The following is a 13963-nucleotide window of genomic DNA, read 5'->3' as shown; positions in this document are numbered from 1 at the left end:
GCCCGCTTTTAATGGTCACAAAAATGTGCGCTTCACGCGGTCCCAGTAAGAATTATGTTTCAATTTGACCGTTTTAACGACACTGTTACTTAATGTAATGGTCAAGTTTTGGATATTACGAATGGAATAGGCCTCGTTATCTAAACCGATAATCGGGTAATCATTGCCATCCTGAACCACGTCCAATGTCAATGTTCGGTCTTTGTTTAATATAAACGATGATCCAAGCGTCCGATATCGGTTGTTGTTAAGCGAGGCAATTTCAGAAACTTGGAAACAAGACAGTTTCGGGTCGACAACCGCACCGCGAGTGGATTTATTGTAGCCGGTGCTTCCTGTTGGCGTAGCGACAATAAGCCCATCACCACGAAACGTTTCAAAATGAATATGGTCGATATAGACATCCATAACCATTGTTTTAATTATGGTTGAGCGTATGCTTACTTCATTAAGGCATTGAAAAGTTGTTTCACCGTTCACTTGTACATCAATGGTCGGAAAACGGCGAACTTCCAATGCCTTATGCTGGATGGTATGCAACATGGTATCAAAATTATCGATATCAAAGTCGCAATACAGCCCGGATTCATCAGATTCGGTAATGCCGGTATATAAACAATCCTGGCGAAATCCGGTTGTGCGTACTGCCTGCAAAAAAGCTCCGTCACCACCTACGCTAACAATGATATTGGCATGCTTGGGATCGTCCACAATATGAAAATGGTTATCCCGGGCCAGTTTAAACAGCGGCTTCAGCTTTTGATCCAGTTGTCCATCTCGTCGATAGTAAAAATAAATATAATTTCGTTCCCACATGGCCGATCCTCTCTCTCCTATTTTAGTATGGTCACCCTACATTAGAGTGTACCATGTCTCTGTTCCCAATTGGCAATATATCAAACTGTATAAAAAAGGAAGGCAATGCTCATCATATTTATAAAGAGGTGATCGTTATTTATGGTCATTGGTTTAATCATCGCAATCATCATTAGCGGCATCGTATTCTTGCTTTGCTCAAGATTAAAAGCAGTATGCACTGTCACACTTAATCAGGAAGAGCAAATCCTTTACATAGCTGTTTATTTTTATCGGATACGGTTATTTTATCGTTCAGTTGATCTAATGGAAGAGCCTGCCGAGGAGCAATCCTTTCAGGAAACACTTTCATTATTGCATCAACTCGGCCATGGAGCCAGGCAAAAATGGAATCATTTGCGTACCATTATCTTGTTTGTATTAAAACATATTCGGGTTGATAACGTCAGCTGGACAACCGAAGCAGGAACTGGGAAAGCGGATACGACGGGAACGATTACGGGTGGAATATGGGCAATCAAAGGTATGGTGATGGGGCCGATCATGACCAATGGCACATTTGTTCACAAACCATCTGTTACGGTGACACCATTTTTTCAACAGCAAACATTTAGTTCTGTCTTTCATTGCATGATATCTATTCGCGCGGGGCAGGCTATGTATGTATTCTGGAGAGTGATTCGTAAGTTTCCTGTCAAACGAGAAGCAATGACATAGAAGGAGGATCAATCATGGATGACCATCCGATTCAAGGTTTAATGACGACGGCAATGGAAAACTTGAAAGATATGATTGAGGTTAATACGATTATTGGTGATCCGGTGGAATCTCCGGATGGAAGCGTAATTATTCCGGTTTCCAAATTGGGATTCGGTTTTGCAGCAGGCGGTAGTGAGTTCACAGCTGCTGATGATCAGAGCGATTCAAGCGGCGGATCTATGCCTTTTGGCGGGGGAAGTGGCGGCGGTGTCTCCATTACACCGATTGCGTTCTTAGTCATCAGTCAACAAGGTGTAAAAATGATTCATCTGGATGAAAGTACGCACATATACGAAAAGATGATGGAAGTCGCTCCGAAAGCTGTCGATAAAATGCAGCAGCTGTTAAAGGAATCCGGCCTTCAGGACAAAATGAACCAGCAATCTAAGCACAATAGTAACAATGACGAACAGAAGAAAGATAAATCGAAGCAAAAAAAGCAAGACTCCGACTCCGAACAGTCGGAAGATGATTCGTCGCAAGAATAATTTTCATCATACAAAATCAATGTAAATAATGAATTATTGGACAAATAGTGTAAGACGATTCATAATAAATTGAGAATCCAAATACATGGAGGTTTGATTTTTATTATGGCAAATGTCACATTTAATCAGGATCCCGTAACCCTTGCAGGAAATGAAATCAGTGTTGGTGATCAGGCACCTGATTTCACGGTGTTGTCCAATGATTTGAAAGAGGTTTCTTTAAATGACTATAAAGGCAAAGTAAAGTTAATTGCTGCTGTTCCATCCGTTGATACGGGGGTTTGCGCTGAAGAAACGCGACGCTTCAACGAAGAGGCTGATAAGCTTGATAATGTTCATGTCTTGACTATAAGTATGGACCTGCCTTTTGCTCAGTCACGTTGGTGTGCGGCAAACGGAATCAAAAATCTGGATACATTGTCTGATCATCGCGATGCTGACTTTGGCGAGAAATACGGTACATTGATCAAGGAACTCCGGCTTTTGGCACGGGCTGTTTTCGTCGTTGATTCGAATGATAACGTTACGTATGTGGAGTATGTGAACGAGGTAACCAACCATCCGGACTATGACCGGGCTCTTGAAGAAGCAAAGAAAGCTGAATAATGCCCTGCCATATACTCTCCTGCTTTGATCGCAGGGGAGATTTTTATCCGGTTCATATACAATACGACCGGTCCTTTGATACAATAAATATGCTTTTAGACCATGAATCGGAGGATTGGCACGATGGAAAAAACAGATGTGGAAATATTATATGAACAAATCGATGACACAACGGAATCCGTTCAGCAACATCGAAATGAAACATATTTGGACAGTCTCGCTGTAACGCTTGGGACTTTATTGGATCAACAAACACCCGAGGAGATGGAAGCTCCGTTAAAAAAGGAATTTCAAAAAACGATGGAGCGATTGGATGTAACATCTTATGAAACGACCGATGTCCGTAAAGCCATTCAACTCGCCATTCTTAAAGGGATGAAAGGTGCCACTCAGGAGCAGCATTTAATGACACCGGAGACGGTAGCCTTGTTTGTTGGTTATTTAGCCGGGAAATTGACGAGCGGCCTGGAACACATCCGCTTGTTTGACCCGACGAGCGGAACAGGCAATTTGTTAATGGCTGTTTTGGATCAGTTGGATAAAGCTGCTTCGGTTTATGCAAGCGAAGTGGATCCTACCCTCATTCGTTTGGCTATGCTTAATGCCAACATGCAGAAGAAGGAAGTCGAGTTTTTTCATCAGGATAGTCTGCGTCCATTTCTTTTGGATCCAGTCGATTTGGTTATCAGTGATCTTCCGGTCGGTTATTACCCGGACGATGTTCGATCTGAGGACTTTGAGCTGAAAGCAGATGAAGGGCATTCTTATTCCCATCATTTGCTGATCGAACAAGCCATGCGTTATACGGCTCCTGGAGGCTATTTAATTTTTGTTATTCCGGAATTTTTGTTTGACAGTGATCAATCCGATAAGCTGCATGCTTATCTTCAGGAGTACGCCCATATAATCGGTGTCCTGCAGCTTCCGGAGACGGCATTTAAGTCAGAAAAGAACAGAAAAAGCCTTCTCATTCTTCAAAAAAGAGGTCCGGATACCTCCAGTATCAAACAGCCACTGCTCGTCCAGGTTCCATCTTTTAAAAACACAAAAGCTATGGATGACATTCTTACACAAATGAATGCTTGGTTTGCAGAAAATATGAATATCTAAGGCTTGGGAGGGGGCCGAAACGTATATGTCCAATATTTTGGCAATTAATGCTGGAAGTTCGTCTTTAAAGTTTCAACTGATCCGGATGCCCGAAGAAGTGGTCGAGGCAAAAGGGTTGACGGAACGAATCGGCCTTTCAGGGACTGAATTCACTTTTGAAATGGGGGACAAAGAAGCGAAAAACGTTATCGATCTGTCTGACCACGAAACGGCCGTGAAGCATTTGCTTGATAAGCTAACCTCATCGGGTGTCATTCAATCCATGGATGATGTGGATGCTGTTGGACACAGGGTTGTCCATGGCGGTGAACGTTTTAGTGATTCGGCCGTGATTAATGATGACGTCATCCGGAATATTGAAGATGTGTCTGATCTGGCACCCTTGCACAATCCTGCTAATTTGACAGGTATACGTGCATTCCGGGAGAAGTTGCCGGGTGTGCCGATGGTGGCTGTATTTGATACGGCGTTCCACCAGACTATGCCTGAGAAGTCTTATCTGTATAGTCTTCCATACGAGTATTATGAACAATATGGTATTCGTAAATATGGGTTTCACGGTACATCCCATAAATATGTGTCCCGCCGTGCAGCTCAATTGCTAGGAATACCACTTGAGCAGTTGCGTCTCATCTCCTGTCATTTAGGGAATGGAGCAAGTATAGCGGCTATTGATAAGGGACAGTCCATTGATACATCGATGGGATTCACCCCCCTTGCCGGAATAACCATGGGAACGCGATCGGGCGATATCGACCCGGCTCTTATTCCGTTTATTATGGAGAAAACTGGTAAAACTGCTGAAGACGTTGTTCACATTTTAAATAAAAAAAGTGGAATGCTCGCCTTGTCCGGTTTTTCCAGTGACTTGCGCGATATAGAACAACAAGCGGATAAAAACGATCGGGCTGAATTGGCGCTGGATGTATTTGCGGCACGCATACACAAATACCTCGGTTCCTATGCAGCAAGAATGTCGGGTGTGGATGCCATTATCTTCACAGCCGGTGTTGGTGAAAATAGCACCGTTGTACGGGAAAAAGTACTAACGGGACTGGAATTTATGGGTGTATACTGGGATTCTTCGCGCAATGATATTCGAGGACAGGAAGCTTTTATTAATTATCCGCATTCGCCGGTGAAAGTGCTTGTCATACCAACGAATGAAGAAGTGGTTATCGCTAGAGATACCGTCCGCCTTACTGGACAGGATTAGGAGGGATTCATGTGTCTGTGGAAGAGCATAAAGACAGCAATACGTCCGTTCATTGCATGGTCGTGACGGTAAGTGATACACGAACGGATGCATCGGATAAAAGCGGCGATCTTATGGTTCGTTTGCTGAAAGAAGCAGGCCATTACAACGTGGTTAAGGAAATGGTCCCGGATGAAAGCAGCGCTATTGCCAATAAAATTTCTGCCGGGTGCACGAATCCAGACATTGACGTTATTTTATTGAACGGCGGTACCGGCATCGCCTATCGCGATGTAACAATTGAAACGGTTACGCCGATGCTGGATAAGGAAATGTCGGGCTTCGGTGAGCTTTTCCGGATGCTCAGTTATACGGACGATATCGGCTCAGCGGCGATTCTTTCCAGGGCAATTGGAGGTGTCATTGGTGATACTGCGGTTTTTGCCGTACCTGGGTCATCAGGGGCGGTGATGTTAGCGATGAATCGATTAATTGTTCCGGAGTTGGCCCACGTCGCCGGTGAATTGAAAAAAGACGGTCAAGCATTTGATGAAACAGGTTCATTCAGCAGTGATAAATCGTAAAGCAGGCGCGATCCATTGCTCGCGCCCGCCCCACGTCGGCCTCTGCATGATTTTAGCGGACGACCAGCACATCGCATTCGGCATGCCGAGTGATGCTTTCCGAAACACTGCCGATGAGAAACCGTTCAACCGCGCCCATTCCGGTTGCTCCACAAATAATCAAATCCGCTTCAAAGTTTTCCGCGACGTCTTTGGCGATTTTAACTTTTGGCGACCCGTACTCTACGCATCGTACTAAATTCGTTATCCCCGCACTGTTGGCATTTTCAACATAGCTGTCCACCAATTCTTTGGCATATTCTTCTGCACGTTCCGCCAGTGTCCGGTCATAGGCTTCCGCGGTTGCAAATGTCCGTGAATCAACGACATTAGCAATAATTAACCGGGCATCATTCCGCCGGACGATATCCAGCGATTTCTTGAATGCGTGTTCCGAAGCTTCTGAACCATCCACTGCAACAATAATGTTTTCATACTCAAAATCCATGTTATCACCCTTCCCTTTTGTACTATTGTAATCGCTTTTTGGTTAGCTGGCAATCACATTTACCGAAATTGGCAACGACAAAAATGGGATGATTCTCCTGTCTGTGAGCATACTAAGCATGGAGGTGATAGCAATGGGAAAGAAAAACCATCCATTCACTGAAGATAAAAAAGGTGTCGAAGCTGTTCAAAATCAATTATTTGAAAGTTATCAGAAGGGCGTTATTGAAGATAAAGAAAAGCTTTCCAATAACCGTAGTATTCACACGTATAATAATCAGAAGAAATGATCCAGGCAAAATCCACCCGCCACAGGGTGGATTTTGCTTATGAACGAACGCTACATATGTTAAAATAAAAGCTATGCTGTGTCGTCAAACGCATGAAAGGGGGAGGAACGATTTATGGGACATGCTTTAATAACAGCAGGAACGTCCGGTCTGGGAAGGCAAGTAACGGAAAAGTTTCTGATGGCAGGGCATCGGGTGACAGCTACATACCATCGTGACGGTGAAAAAGCTCAGGCTGTCAAAACGGAGCTGGCTCCTTATCGTGATTTGCTACATACGGAACAGGTTGATGTAACCGACAAACAGGATTTGACTCGTTTGACCGAACAAGCCGTAAATGTGCATGGTGGAATCGATTATTTGGTTAATAATGCCGGCCCGTTTATTTTCAACCATAAGAAACTTCTTGATTATACCGATGGGGAATGGCAAGAAATGGTCAATGGCAATCTTGATGCGGCTTTTCATCTGCTGCAATTAACGGTTCCGCATATGCGCCAACAACAATTTGGCCGAATTATTAACTATGGCTTTCAAGGGGCGAACCATGCTTCCGGCTGGCCGTACCGTTCCGCCTTTGCTGCAGCCAAAAGCGGTTTGGCTTCATTGACAAAAACCGTCGCCGCTGAAGAAGCACCCAATCGGATTACCGCCAACATGGTGTGCCCTGGGGATATTACCGGCGATATGAAAGAAGCGGGCATCGATGCCAGCAGGAATGTGCATGATGATACAACCCCCATTGGCCGACCAGGAACAGGGGAAGATATAGCCAGGACTATCATGTATCTTTGTGATCAGGATTCCGACATGATTACCGGTGCCATAATGGACATTACCGGCGGAGTTGATGTTAAACGTTAGCTTGTTTGGTACCGATTGGCCAGTATTGTTTATAGGTAGAAATATAAATCAATGGACGTTTATCTTTCAGTGTCAGAGGAATGAACGGGTTGTTCAATCCTTATCGTTAGGATGCGGCTGGAAGTTGGGATTAACGCCCTTTGAATACGTGAACAATGTCTCTCATTTGCTTGGGAGGCATTTTTTATTGACGTTCGTTTGAAAAGCATTTATATTAAGTATGTAGATCAGTGCATTACATAACTAATTCACTGGACTCCAAAGGAAGGAGCTCATGCCCAATGGTTGAGATGGAAGGGTCCAAACCGATCTATATCCAGATAGCCGAATGGCTGGAAAACCAAATGCTGAGTGGGTATTTTCAACCACATGATAAAGTCCATTCCCAATATACGTTAGCGGATTTGTTTAATATTAACCCAGCCACAGCAGCTAAAGGACTGAACATGTTGCATGACGAACATATTTTATACAATAAACGGGGGTTGGGAAAATTTGTAACCGGTGACGCGGTAGCCATCATTCGTAAAAAACGAAAGAACGATACATTAAAACGCATGCTCCGGGACGTGGTAACAGAAGCAACTCACTTGCAAATGGATGATGCGGAACTAATGGAAATGCTTAGAGATGCGATTCACGAACGGGGGGAGGATCAAGCATGAATGTTATTGAAGCGACGGACTTGACAAAGACATATAAAGGCGTGCCTGCTGTCGATGGCTTAACAGTAACCATAAAATCCGATGCCATTACCGGTATCATTGGCAGAAACGGGGCGGGCAAAACAACATTGTTAAAAATGCTCGTCGGTTTTATAAAGGAAACATCAGGTGAGATGAACGTGTTTTCCGAACATCCGTTTAACAGTTTGCATGTGTCGGCCAATAGTATTTTTATTGATGATCACATGCTTTTCCCCGATGCATTGACTCTTGGTGAACTTCTGAAGGAGGGGGAACGTTTTTATACTAATTGGGATATGACGTTTGCGAAGACGTTGTTCGACTATTTTTCGTTTCACCCGGATCAACACCACAACCAACTGTCAAAAGGGAAAAAAACGACATTCAACATGATATTTGGGTTGGCCACCCGATCGGAACTGACGATTTTCGATGAGCCAACGACCGGCATGGACGCTGCGGTCAGAAACGATTTTTACCGGGTGCTGTTAAAGGATTACTTGGCTCATCCGCGCACGATTTTAATCTCGAGTCATCATTTGGATGAGTTCGACCATCTATTGGAGGATGTGCTCTTAATGGATGAGGGGCAGCAGGTGCTGCATATGCCGATGGATGATTTAAAGGAATATGCTGTTAGTCTCACCGGTCCCGATGCTGTAGTCGGTCAATGGCTGTATGATAAAACAGTGCTTGCTAAAAAACAGTCTGCTCCCGGGATGATGCAAGCCGTGGTGAAACAGGACTTTGCCATTGAACAGGCAGAGAGATTGGGTATGAAAGCCACACCTGTCGCTGCGAGCGATGTATGTATTTACTTGACCGCCAAAACGAAAGGAGGAATTGATGATGTCCTTTAACAACGTGCCGATCACGCAAATTGTTCTCAAACAATACCGTTATAAACTCAGGGCGTACTATCAAGTATTCACATCGCTTGTTGTGATGCAGCTACTCGCATTGTTATTTTCTTCCGGGGGAATTATGACAAGCGGAGGCGGAAGTTATGGCGTTAATGCGCATCTAAACACATATACTGGTGATCTTATCATTATATTTACTTTCCTGTGGGGATTCATCAATGCAATAACCATTACAACAAAAGCCTACAGGGAAGACGACTTTCTATTTGTCACCAACCGGCAAAGTCAGCATCTTTCCAATATGCTTTTTTTGGCTACAGCGAGCGTCATTGGTGGGTTAACAGCAACATTGGCCGGTTATTTGCTTCGGGTTATTATTTATTGGACGTCAGATGAAGCAACATTTGCCGGTATGATCGATGACCCCACAACGTTTATCGATCCGTTGATCAGCATTGTTACAGTCGCTTTATATGTGGTAATGTTTTGTGCGTTTGGTTACTTGATCGGCAATATCATTCAACTGCACCGGTTATTCATGGTGATCATTCCCGTTTTGGTTGTGGGGGGATTGCTGTTCGATCCACCTATAACGTTAAAGATATATGCGTTTTTTGTCGGTGAAACGAATATACTGCTCTTTCTGTTGAAAACAGTGGTTACAACGGTGTTTCTATTCGCTTGTTCGTTTGTTCCACTTCGGCAAAAGGAGGTTCGACCATGAGTAACGTTTTGATTGGCATTATGCCTATTTTACTCTTGTTAGCTGTAATTGGCTTGTTGTTCGCTGTAGGCATGCGTCTTTTAAAATCCACTAAGCTATCAGGAATCGTCAGACGCTGGTTATTCCCGGGTTATTTGCTCATTCTTGTCATCGCATTTGGATTATCATTTGTTTTACCCCTTGAGGGTGATTCAGGTGCGTCGGGCGATCGGACGTTTCATAAGAAAAAGCTGCCCGACTTGTTCATGATCCCGCAAAATACCGGATCGATTGACATGCTTGATGACTATCTTGTGAATACATGGAAGTTGGAGACGGACGAGGAGACATTGCATCTTGTCATTCGAGGGCAAGAAAACTTAAACAATATTGCTGTAAAGCGAAAAAAAGCGGCTGATGGCGTTGTGGAAGCAGAACTTTATGTTACGCCATATGTCATTGATGGCATCGATATGACGACCGGGTTCCTTCCAAAGACACATATGGAAGTGCATGGACGTACCTTAGCTGTTGAAACACCGGATCGTAAGCGAGTTGATATATCGGTGTTCCAAAAGAACGTTTCTGTCCGTCAGTTCACACAAAAGGGATGGCTCAGTTCATTGGATGAAAGGGGAGGATTTGGTGTTTCAACCAGTGAAACAACCGGAAATAAGGCATCCTCGCCATGGGAATATAAAAACAATGGGCGTTTGCACAGTACGGAATTGCTTTATCTGGAAATACCGGCGGATGTAGAAATTGAAGGCAGAAACAATAAGAACATTTATATGGTTGGAAATGGGCGATAGGATGCGGTCTTTTTCGTAAAGGATTTAATGTAGTATGAAAAGGGGGGATCATTCCCCTCCTCATTCCCGCATTTGCGGTGGCCTCGCGGGCGGCTTGGTCGTTATCCCTGACAGCTGTTTCCACGCTCGATGCATCAATAGCTTTGTTTTTCGCGGTCAGCTTCTCGGCGAAGGGAATACTCGTGACGGTTTTTATCCTTTTAAATGAGCAAGTATGTCCTGTCCGGGTATTCAAAAGGGCCATTTTTTCACATATTCAGTTCCTCCCCCGAAAAGGAAGCAAATCGCTCCATTATATTTTTAAGATGTTGATAGTCCATCGAGGAAAGGCTATTTATATCTACGGCTTCTAACACATATTTAGTGAAACGCCATACTTCTTTTTGAATGGATTCCTCACTAACGATAGCAACTTTATATAACGTGTCTACGATACTATATACAACAGAGATGTCGTCTTTCCCGTAATGTTTAATTTGGTAAAAACTTTTAAATAAATAGTCTCTAAATTTCTTTTGTTCCATGATCAACCTTAAATTCCCATTATTATCGGAATAGTACGTGACAGAACGGTAATTGCCGCCTAACTCTGTAAGCAAACCACCAATGCGATGTATACAATTAATCGCTGTATTTGGATCATTCATACTGGGGGATAATGCCTTTACAGCAATTTCCACCAATTTTTCTATTGAAAATGGAATATCCTGAAGATCAGAACGTTCATCACCGATTGCTAAAAAATAGTCGTGCTTGGCTATTTCAACGTTAGTGTCACCTAAAGACCAATAATAAAATACCGGCATTCCTTTAGGAACATAATCACCGACTTGAAACGTTGCCTCTAATACCATATCGTTGTTAGCTGCCCAGTTAATCAAATAATTATAATCGACTTGTTGAATATAGCCTGATCGTCTGGCTTCTATTGTTTTTCTTTCTCTTTTTCTTATACTTTCCGTTTGCGAATGATCCCAATGTTGATGTTCACCGTACGATCTTTCTTGAAATGTTTCTTTAATTAAATTTGATGTTTTGTTTCGTATGACCCCAATCAAAAAGTTTACTTGTGCCCAGCGCGCCGAATAATGGATAAATAAAACAAAAAAGCCAAGCGAGATAATCGTGAAAATAACAGTGAAAAAGGGACTGAGCAAGTCTTTTTGTTTTGTTTCGGTTAATAGCCATAAATTGATTAGTACAAAAATAAAACCAAACGTGAAAACACCTAGCACGTGTTGTGTGAGTTTACTCTGCATAAAGTCCTGCAGTGCCCGAGGAGAAAACTGAGATGAGTACGTTGTTAGCATAACCATAATCGTCGAAAAGCTTATCGTTGTCATTGTTAGCATTGCTGTTATTAAAGCGGCATAAAGTTGTTTTGCTATACTTTGTCCTGTAAGAAGAATGCTTGGAATACCGCTGGATATTTTGGGAACAAGCCAAACATCCAAGGCTGTTATAGCCAATGCTGTAATGATTGAACATAGCCCATAAACGATGGGGAGAAACCAGAAACTATCACGAACGGTTGACCATTTGGTTTGATTCATGCTACCCCTCTTTTCTTAATTATAATGGCTCTATACCCTTCTGCAACTATATAAAAACTTAAGAGGACTGTATATTAAAAGAGCATCTTATATTTTTAGCCGAACGACGTATTACTATGAATAGGAATTTTTTAAAACGATGCATAAAAAAATGATAAAACGGGTAAAGGACTTATTGGGGCATTTATTGAAGGATAAAAGTGCACATCATTTAACAAAAGGAGCGATAAACATGGACGTATCTTATCATGGCCATTCTGTTGTTCGGGTGAAAACAGATAACCATACCATTTTGATTGACCCGTTTATTTCCGGTAATGAGACGTGTGACTTGGACGCCGGAACAGTTGAAACAGATGTTATTCTGTTGACGCATGGACACAATGATCATTACGGGGATACAGAAGAAATTGCAAAACGGAATGATGCATTCATCGTTGCCCCGAATGAATTGGCTGAGTATTTGGGCGGAAAAGGGTTCAATACGCACCCGATGCATATTGGAGGTGCACATGAATTTAATTTCGGCAAAGTGAAATTAACGCAAGCTTTTCATGGTTCTTCCTTTACAGAAGAAGACGGCACCATTATTTACACAGGGATGCCCGCAGGAATTCTACTGACAATTAATGGTCAAACGATTTATCACATGGGTGATACGGGGCTGTTCAGTGATTTGAAACTGATTGGTGATATGAATGATATTGATCTAGCCTTCGTACCAATTGGAGACAATTTTACGATGGGTCCTGACGACGCCTTGATCGCAACGGATTGGATAAAATCTGAAACGGTTGTTCCGATACATTATAATACGTTCCCTTTGATTGAACAGGACGGGAATCAATTTGCATCCAGCGTAAAAACCGGAAAAGGGCTGGCGATGAACATAGGCGATTCTGTAGAATTATAAGAAATCGAAAAAACGTGAGCGGGGCTGCTCACGTTTTTTTAAACTAAAATGAGTGTCTGCTTTTTTATGATTTAGAGAAAAATAATTCAACATATCCGATAACATGCTATAATGGAAGAAATATGCTTCTGTTGCCTTGCAGCGGATCCGTTTTTAATGTATTCTAAATTTTGGACAAGGAGTCAGACCTATGGACATTCTGTTGCTACTATGTTTCTTCCTGCTCGGCCTCGTTTTCGGCTCATTCTTTTATGTTGTTGGATTACGTGTACCTCAGAAACAGCCCTTCGCTAATGACCGTTCCATTTGTCCGCATTGCCGTCATACACTTACATGGTATGAACTCATCCCCATTTTATCTTACATAATGCAACGTGGGAGATGTCGGAGCTGCGGGCAACGTATAGCCATCACTTATCCCGTTGTTGAACTGGCGAGTGGTGGATTATTTGCTCTCAGTTATGCAGAGATCGGCTTTCAGGCGGAGCTTTTAACAGCCCTCTTGCTGATGGCAATGGTCGTCATTTTATTTATTTCTGATATCGTCTATATGCTTATTCCAAATACGATTTTATTATTTTTTTTGCCGCTATTTATTATCATGCGGGTGATACAGCCGCTTGATCCTTGGTGGTCATCCATCGTCGGGGTTCTTTTTGGAACTGGACTATTGGCACTGATTATTCTCATCAGCCGGGGTGGAATGGGTGCGGGGGATATGAAACTGTTCGGTGTGCTCGGAGTCGTTTTTGGGCTTGAAAAGATCATTCTTACATTTTTCCTGGCAACGATGATCGGAGCAGTGATTGGGTTGCTGATGCTTTTGCTTCAGAGGACACAACGTGGACAGGCTATTCCATTCGGTCCGTATATTGTTGTAGCTGCTGTGCTTGCTTACTTTTTTGGTGATGGTCTTCTGAATTGGTATCTTGGTATATTGAGTTAGGATCTTCTCTGTTCTTACAGGCTGTCCGTTATCATAGAATAATTGATAAAGGAGGGATATATGTGCGCCATTATGCTATATTACGACTATTGCTGGCGAGTTTTTTTCTTTATGTTGCCTGGCCGGTTATTCCGGAGGCTGTAACAACAGAAGCGACCCTGTTCTGGGGCTTGTGGCTGGGTTTTTTCCTGCTGGTGGCCGGTTCCAACTTCGCTTCCCTATTACAGATGGTCACACCCCCGGTAATGGAACAGGAAAATATCCAACGTCGTCAACGTGCTTAACTGTT

The 13963-nt window shown here is 43.0% G+C and carries 18 protein-coding genes; 15 read left to right on the top strand and 3 right to left on the bottom strand.

Annotated features, from left to right (window positions below):
* Window positions 1–15: 15 nt before the first annotated feature.
* Complete coding sequence (locus ABDZ72_RS01315; RefSeq protein WP_343750651.1) at window positions 16–816, bottom strand: NAD kinase; 801 nt, start codon at window positions 814–816, stop codon at window positions 16–18.
* A 141-nt stretch (window positions 817–957) separates the two neighbouring features.
* Between ABDZ72_RS01315 and ABDZ72_RS01310 the strand changes: the two genes are divergently transcribed.
* From ABDZ72_RS01310 to ABDZ72_RS01285, 6 genes are all read left to right on the top strand, one after another.
* Window positions 958–1533, top strand: a complete 576-nt coding sequence (locus ABDZ72_RS01310) for a DUF2953 domain-containing protein (RefSeq protein WP_343750650.1) — start codon at window positions 958–960, stop codon at window positions 1531–1533.
* 14 nt (window positions 1534–1547) lie between these two features.
* Window positions 1548–2063: a GerW family sporulation protein gene (gene ytfJ, locus ABDZ72_RS01305; protein ID WP_343750649.1), complete on the top strand. Its 516-nt coding sequence runs from the start codon at window positions 1548–1550 to the stop codon at window positions 2061–2063.
* 105 nt (window positions 2064–2168) lie between these two features.
* Complete coding sequence (gene tpx / locus ABDZ72_RS01300; RefSeq protein ID WP_343750648.1) at window positions 2169–2669, top strand: thiol peroxidase; 501 nt, start codon at window positions 2169–2171, stop codon at window positions 2667–2669.
* Between the two features lie 123 nt (window positions 2670–2792).
* The gene (locus ABDZ72_RS01295) at window positions 2793–3779 is read left to right on the top strand and encodes a class I SAM-dependent methyltransferase (RefSeq protein ID WP_343750647.1); all 987 of its coding nucleotides are present in this window, start codon (window positions 2793–2795) and stop codon (window positions 3777–3779) included.
* 25 nt (window positions 3780–3804) lie between these two features.
* Window positions 3805–4995, top strand: a complete 1191-nt coding sequence (locus tag ABDZ72_RS01290; RefSeq protein ID WP_343750646.1) for an acetate kinase — start codon at window positions 3805–3807, stop codon at window positions 4993–4995.
* An 11-nt stretch (window positions 4996–5006) separates the two neighbouring features.
* Window positions 5007–5558: a MogA/MoaB family molybdenum cofactor biosynthesis protein gene (locus ABDZ72_RS01285; RefSeq protein ID WP_343750645.1), complete on the top strand. Its 552-nt coding sequence runs from the start codon at window positions 5007–5009 to the stop codon at window positions 5556–5558.
* A 52-nt stretch (window positions 5559–5610) separates the two neighbouring features.
* Here ABDZ72_RS01285 and ABDZ72_RS01280 read toward each other — a convergent pair whose 3' ends face one another.
* Complete coding sequence (locus tag ABDZ72_RS01280) at window positions 5611–6045, bottom strand: universal stress protein (RefSeq protein ID WP_343750644.1); 435 nt, start codon at window positions 6043–6045, stop codon at window positions 5611–5613.
* A 133-nt stretch (window positions 6046–6178) separates the two neighbouring features.
* On the opposite strand from ABDZ72_RS01280, the gene ABDZ72_RS01275 reads away from it, so the two are divergent.
* The 6 genes from ABDZ72_RS01275 to ABDZ72_RS01250 all read left to right on the top strand — a co-directional run bounded on the left by ABDZ72_RS01275 (window position 6179) and on the right by ABDZ72_RS01250 (window position 10262).
* A complete protein-coding gene (locus ABDZ72_RS01275; RefSeq protein ID WP_343750642.1) occupies window positions 6179–6334 on the top strand; it encodes a hypothetical protein in 156 nt (51 codons plus the stop codon).
* A 114-nt stretch (window positions 6335–6448) separates the two neighbouring features.
* Window positions 6449–7198 (top strand): SDR family oxidoreductase, encoded by a 750-nt coding sequence (locus ABDZ72_RS01270; protein WP_343750641.1) that lies wholly within the window; start codon window positions 6449–6451, stop codon window positions 7196–7198.
* A gap of 281 nt (window positions 7199–7479) precedes the next feature.
* Window positions 7480–7863, top strand: a complete 384-nt coding sequence (locus tag ABDZ72_RS01265) for a GntR family transcriptional regulator (protein WP_343750639.1) — start codon at window positions 7480–7482, stop codon at window positions 7861–7863.
* Window positions 7860–8744 (top strand): ATP-binding cassette domain-containing protein, encoded by an 885-nt coding sequence (locus tag ABDZ72_RS01260; protein WP_343750637.1) that lies wholly within the window; start codon window positions 7860–7862, stop codon window positions 8742–8744. Before ABDZ72_RS01265 ends, ABDZ72_RS01260 begins: the two co-directional genes overlap by 4 nt.
* A complete protein-coding gene (locus ABDZ72_RS01255; protein WP_343750635.1) occupies window positions 8734–9471 on the top strand; it encodes a hypothetical protein in 738 nt (245 codons plus the stop codon). The genes ABDZ72_RS01260 and ABDZ72_RS01255 overlap by 11 nt, the downstream gene beginning before the upstream one ends.
* Window positions 9468–10262 (top strand): hypothetical protein, encoded by a 795-nt coding sequence (locus tag ABDZ72_RS01250; protein WP_343750634.1) that lies wholly within the window; start codon window positions 9468–9470, stop codon window positions 10260–10262. The genes ABDZ72_RS01255 and ABDZ72_RS01250 overlap by 4 nt, the downstream gene beginning before the upstream one ends.
* A 248-nt stretch (window positions 10263–10510) precedes the next feature.
* Here the strand turns inward: ABDZ72_RS01250 and ABDZ72_RS01245 are convergent, their stop codons facing one another.
* Window positions 10511–11815, bottom strand: coding sequence for a DUF2254 domain-containing protein (locus ABDZ72_RS01245; protein WP_343750633.1), 1305 nt, complete (start codon window positions 11813–11815; stop codon window positions 10511–10513).
* Between the two features lie 232 nt (window positions 11816–12047).
* Between ABDZ72_RS01245 and ABDZ72_RS01240 the strand changes: the two genes are divergently transcribed.
* The 3 genes from ABDZ72_RS01240 (at window position 12048) to ABDZ72_RS01230 (ending at window position 13958) form a co-directional block, all read left to right on the top strand.
* Window positions 12048–12728, top strand: a complete 681-nt coding sequence (locus tag ABDZ72_RS01240) for a metal-dependent hydrolase (protein ID WP_343750632.1) — start codon at window positions 12048–12050, stop codon at window positions 12726–12728.
* A gap of 190 nt (window positions 12729–12918) precedes the next feature.
* Window positions 12919–13674 (top strand): prepilin peptidase, encoded by a 756-nt coding sequence (locus ABDZ72_RS01235; RefSeq protein WP_343750630.1) that lies wholly within the window; start codon window positions 12919–12921, stop codon window positions 13672–13674.
* A 62-nt stretch (window positions 13675–13736) separates the two neighbouring features.
* Window positions 13737–13958 carry a hypothetical protein gene (locus ABDZ72_RS01230; protein WP_343750628.1) on the top strand — a complete coding sequence of 74 codons (222 nt, stop codon included), beginning with the start codon at window positions 13737–13739 and terminating at the stop codon, window positions 13956–13958.
* Window positions 13959–13963: the final 5 nt, after the last annotated feature.

The sequence above is a fragment of the Lentibacillus halophilus genome, assembly GCF_039522485.1.
GTDB lineage: Bacteria > Bacillota > Bacilli > Bacillales > Amphibacillaceae > Lentibacillus > Lentibacillus halophilus.
Note: the sequence above shows the minus strand (reverse complement) of the source record. Positions and strands in the feature narration are given on the sequence as shown.

Coding starts and splice junctions, on each gene's coding strand:
- ABDZ72_RS01315 (WP_343750651.1), bottom strand. CDS start 816: ATGTGGGAACGAAATTATATTTATTTTTACTATCGACGAGATGGACAA.
- ABDZ72_RS01310 (WP_343750650.1), top strand. CDS start 958: ATGGTCATTGGTTTAATCATCGCAATCATCATTAGCGGCATCGTATTC.
- ytfJ (WP_343750649.1), top strand. CDS start 1,548: ATGGATGACCATCCGATTCAAGGTTTAATGACGACGGCAATGGAAAAC.
- tpx (WP_343750648.1), top strand. CDS start 2,169: ATGGCAAATGTCACATTTAATCAGGATCCCGTAACCCTTGCAGGAAAT.
- ABDZ72_RS01295 (WP_343750647.1), top strand. CDS start 2,793: ATGGAAAAAACAGATGTGGAAATATTATATGAACAAATCGATGACACA.
- ABDZ72_RS01290 (WP_343750646.1), top strand. CDS start 3,805: ATGTCCAATATTTTGGCAATTAATGCTGGAAGTTCGTCTTTAAAGTTT.
- ABDZ72_RS01280 (WP_343750644.1), bottom strand. CDS start 6,045: ATGGATTTTGAGTATGAAAACATTATTGTTGCAGTGGATGGTTCAGAA.
- ABDZ72_RS01275 (WP_343750642.1), top strand. CDS start 6,179: ATGGGAAAGAAAAACCATCCATTCACTGAAGATAAAAAAGGTGTCGAA.
- ABDZ72_RS01270 (WP_343750641.1), top strand. CDS start 6,449: ATGGGACATGCTTTAATAACAGCAGGAACGTCCGGTCTGGGAAGGCAA.
- ABDZ72_RS01265 (WP_343750639.1), top strand. CDS start 7,480: ATGGTTGAGATGGAAGGGTCCAAACCGATCTATATCCAGATAGCCGAA.
- ABDZ72_RS01260 (WP_343750637.1), top strand. CDS start 7,860: ATGAATGTTATTGAAGCGACGGACTTGACAAAGACATATAAAGGCGTG.
- ABDZ72_RS01255 (WP_343750635.1), top strand. CDS start 8,734: ATGTCCTTTAACAACGTGCCGATCACGCAAATTGTTCTCAAACAATAC.
- ABDZ72_RS01250 (WP_343750634.1), top strand. CDS start 9,468: ATGAGTAACGTTTTGATTGGCATTATGCCTATTTTACTCTTGTTAGCT.
- ABDZ72_RS01245 (WP_343750633.1), bottom strand. CDS start 11,815: ATGAATCAAACCAAATGGTCAACCGTTCGTGATAGTTTCTGGTTTCTC.
- ABDZ72_RS01240 (WP_343750632.1), top strand. CDS start 12,048: ATGGACGTATCTTATCATGGCCATTCTGTTGTTCGGGTGAAAACAGAT.
- ABDZ72_RS01235 (WP_343750630.1), top strand. CDS start 12,919: ATGGACATTCTGTTGCTACTATGTTTCTTCCTGCTCGGCCTCGTTTTC.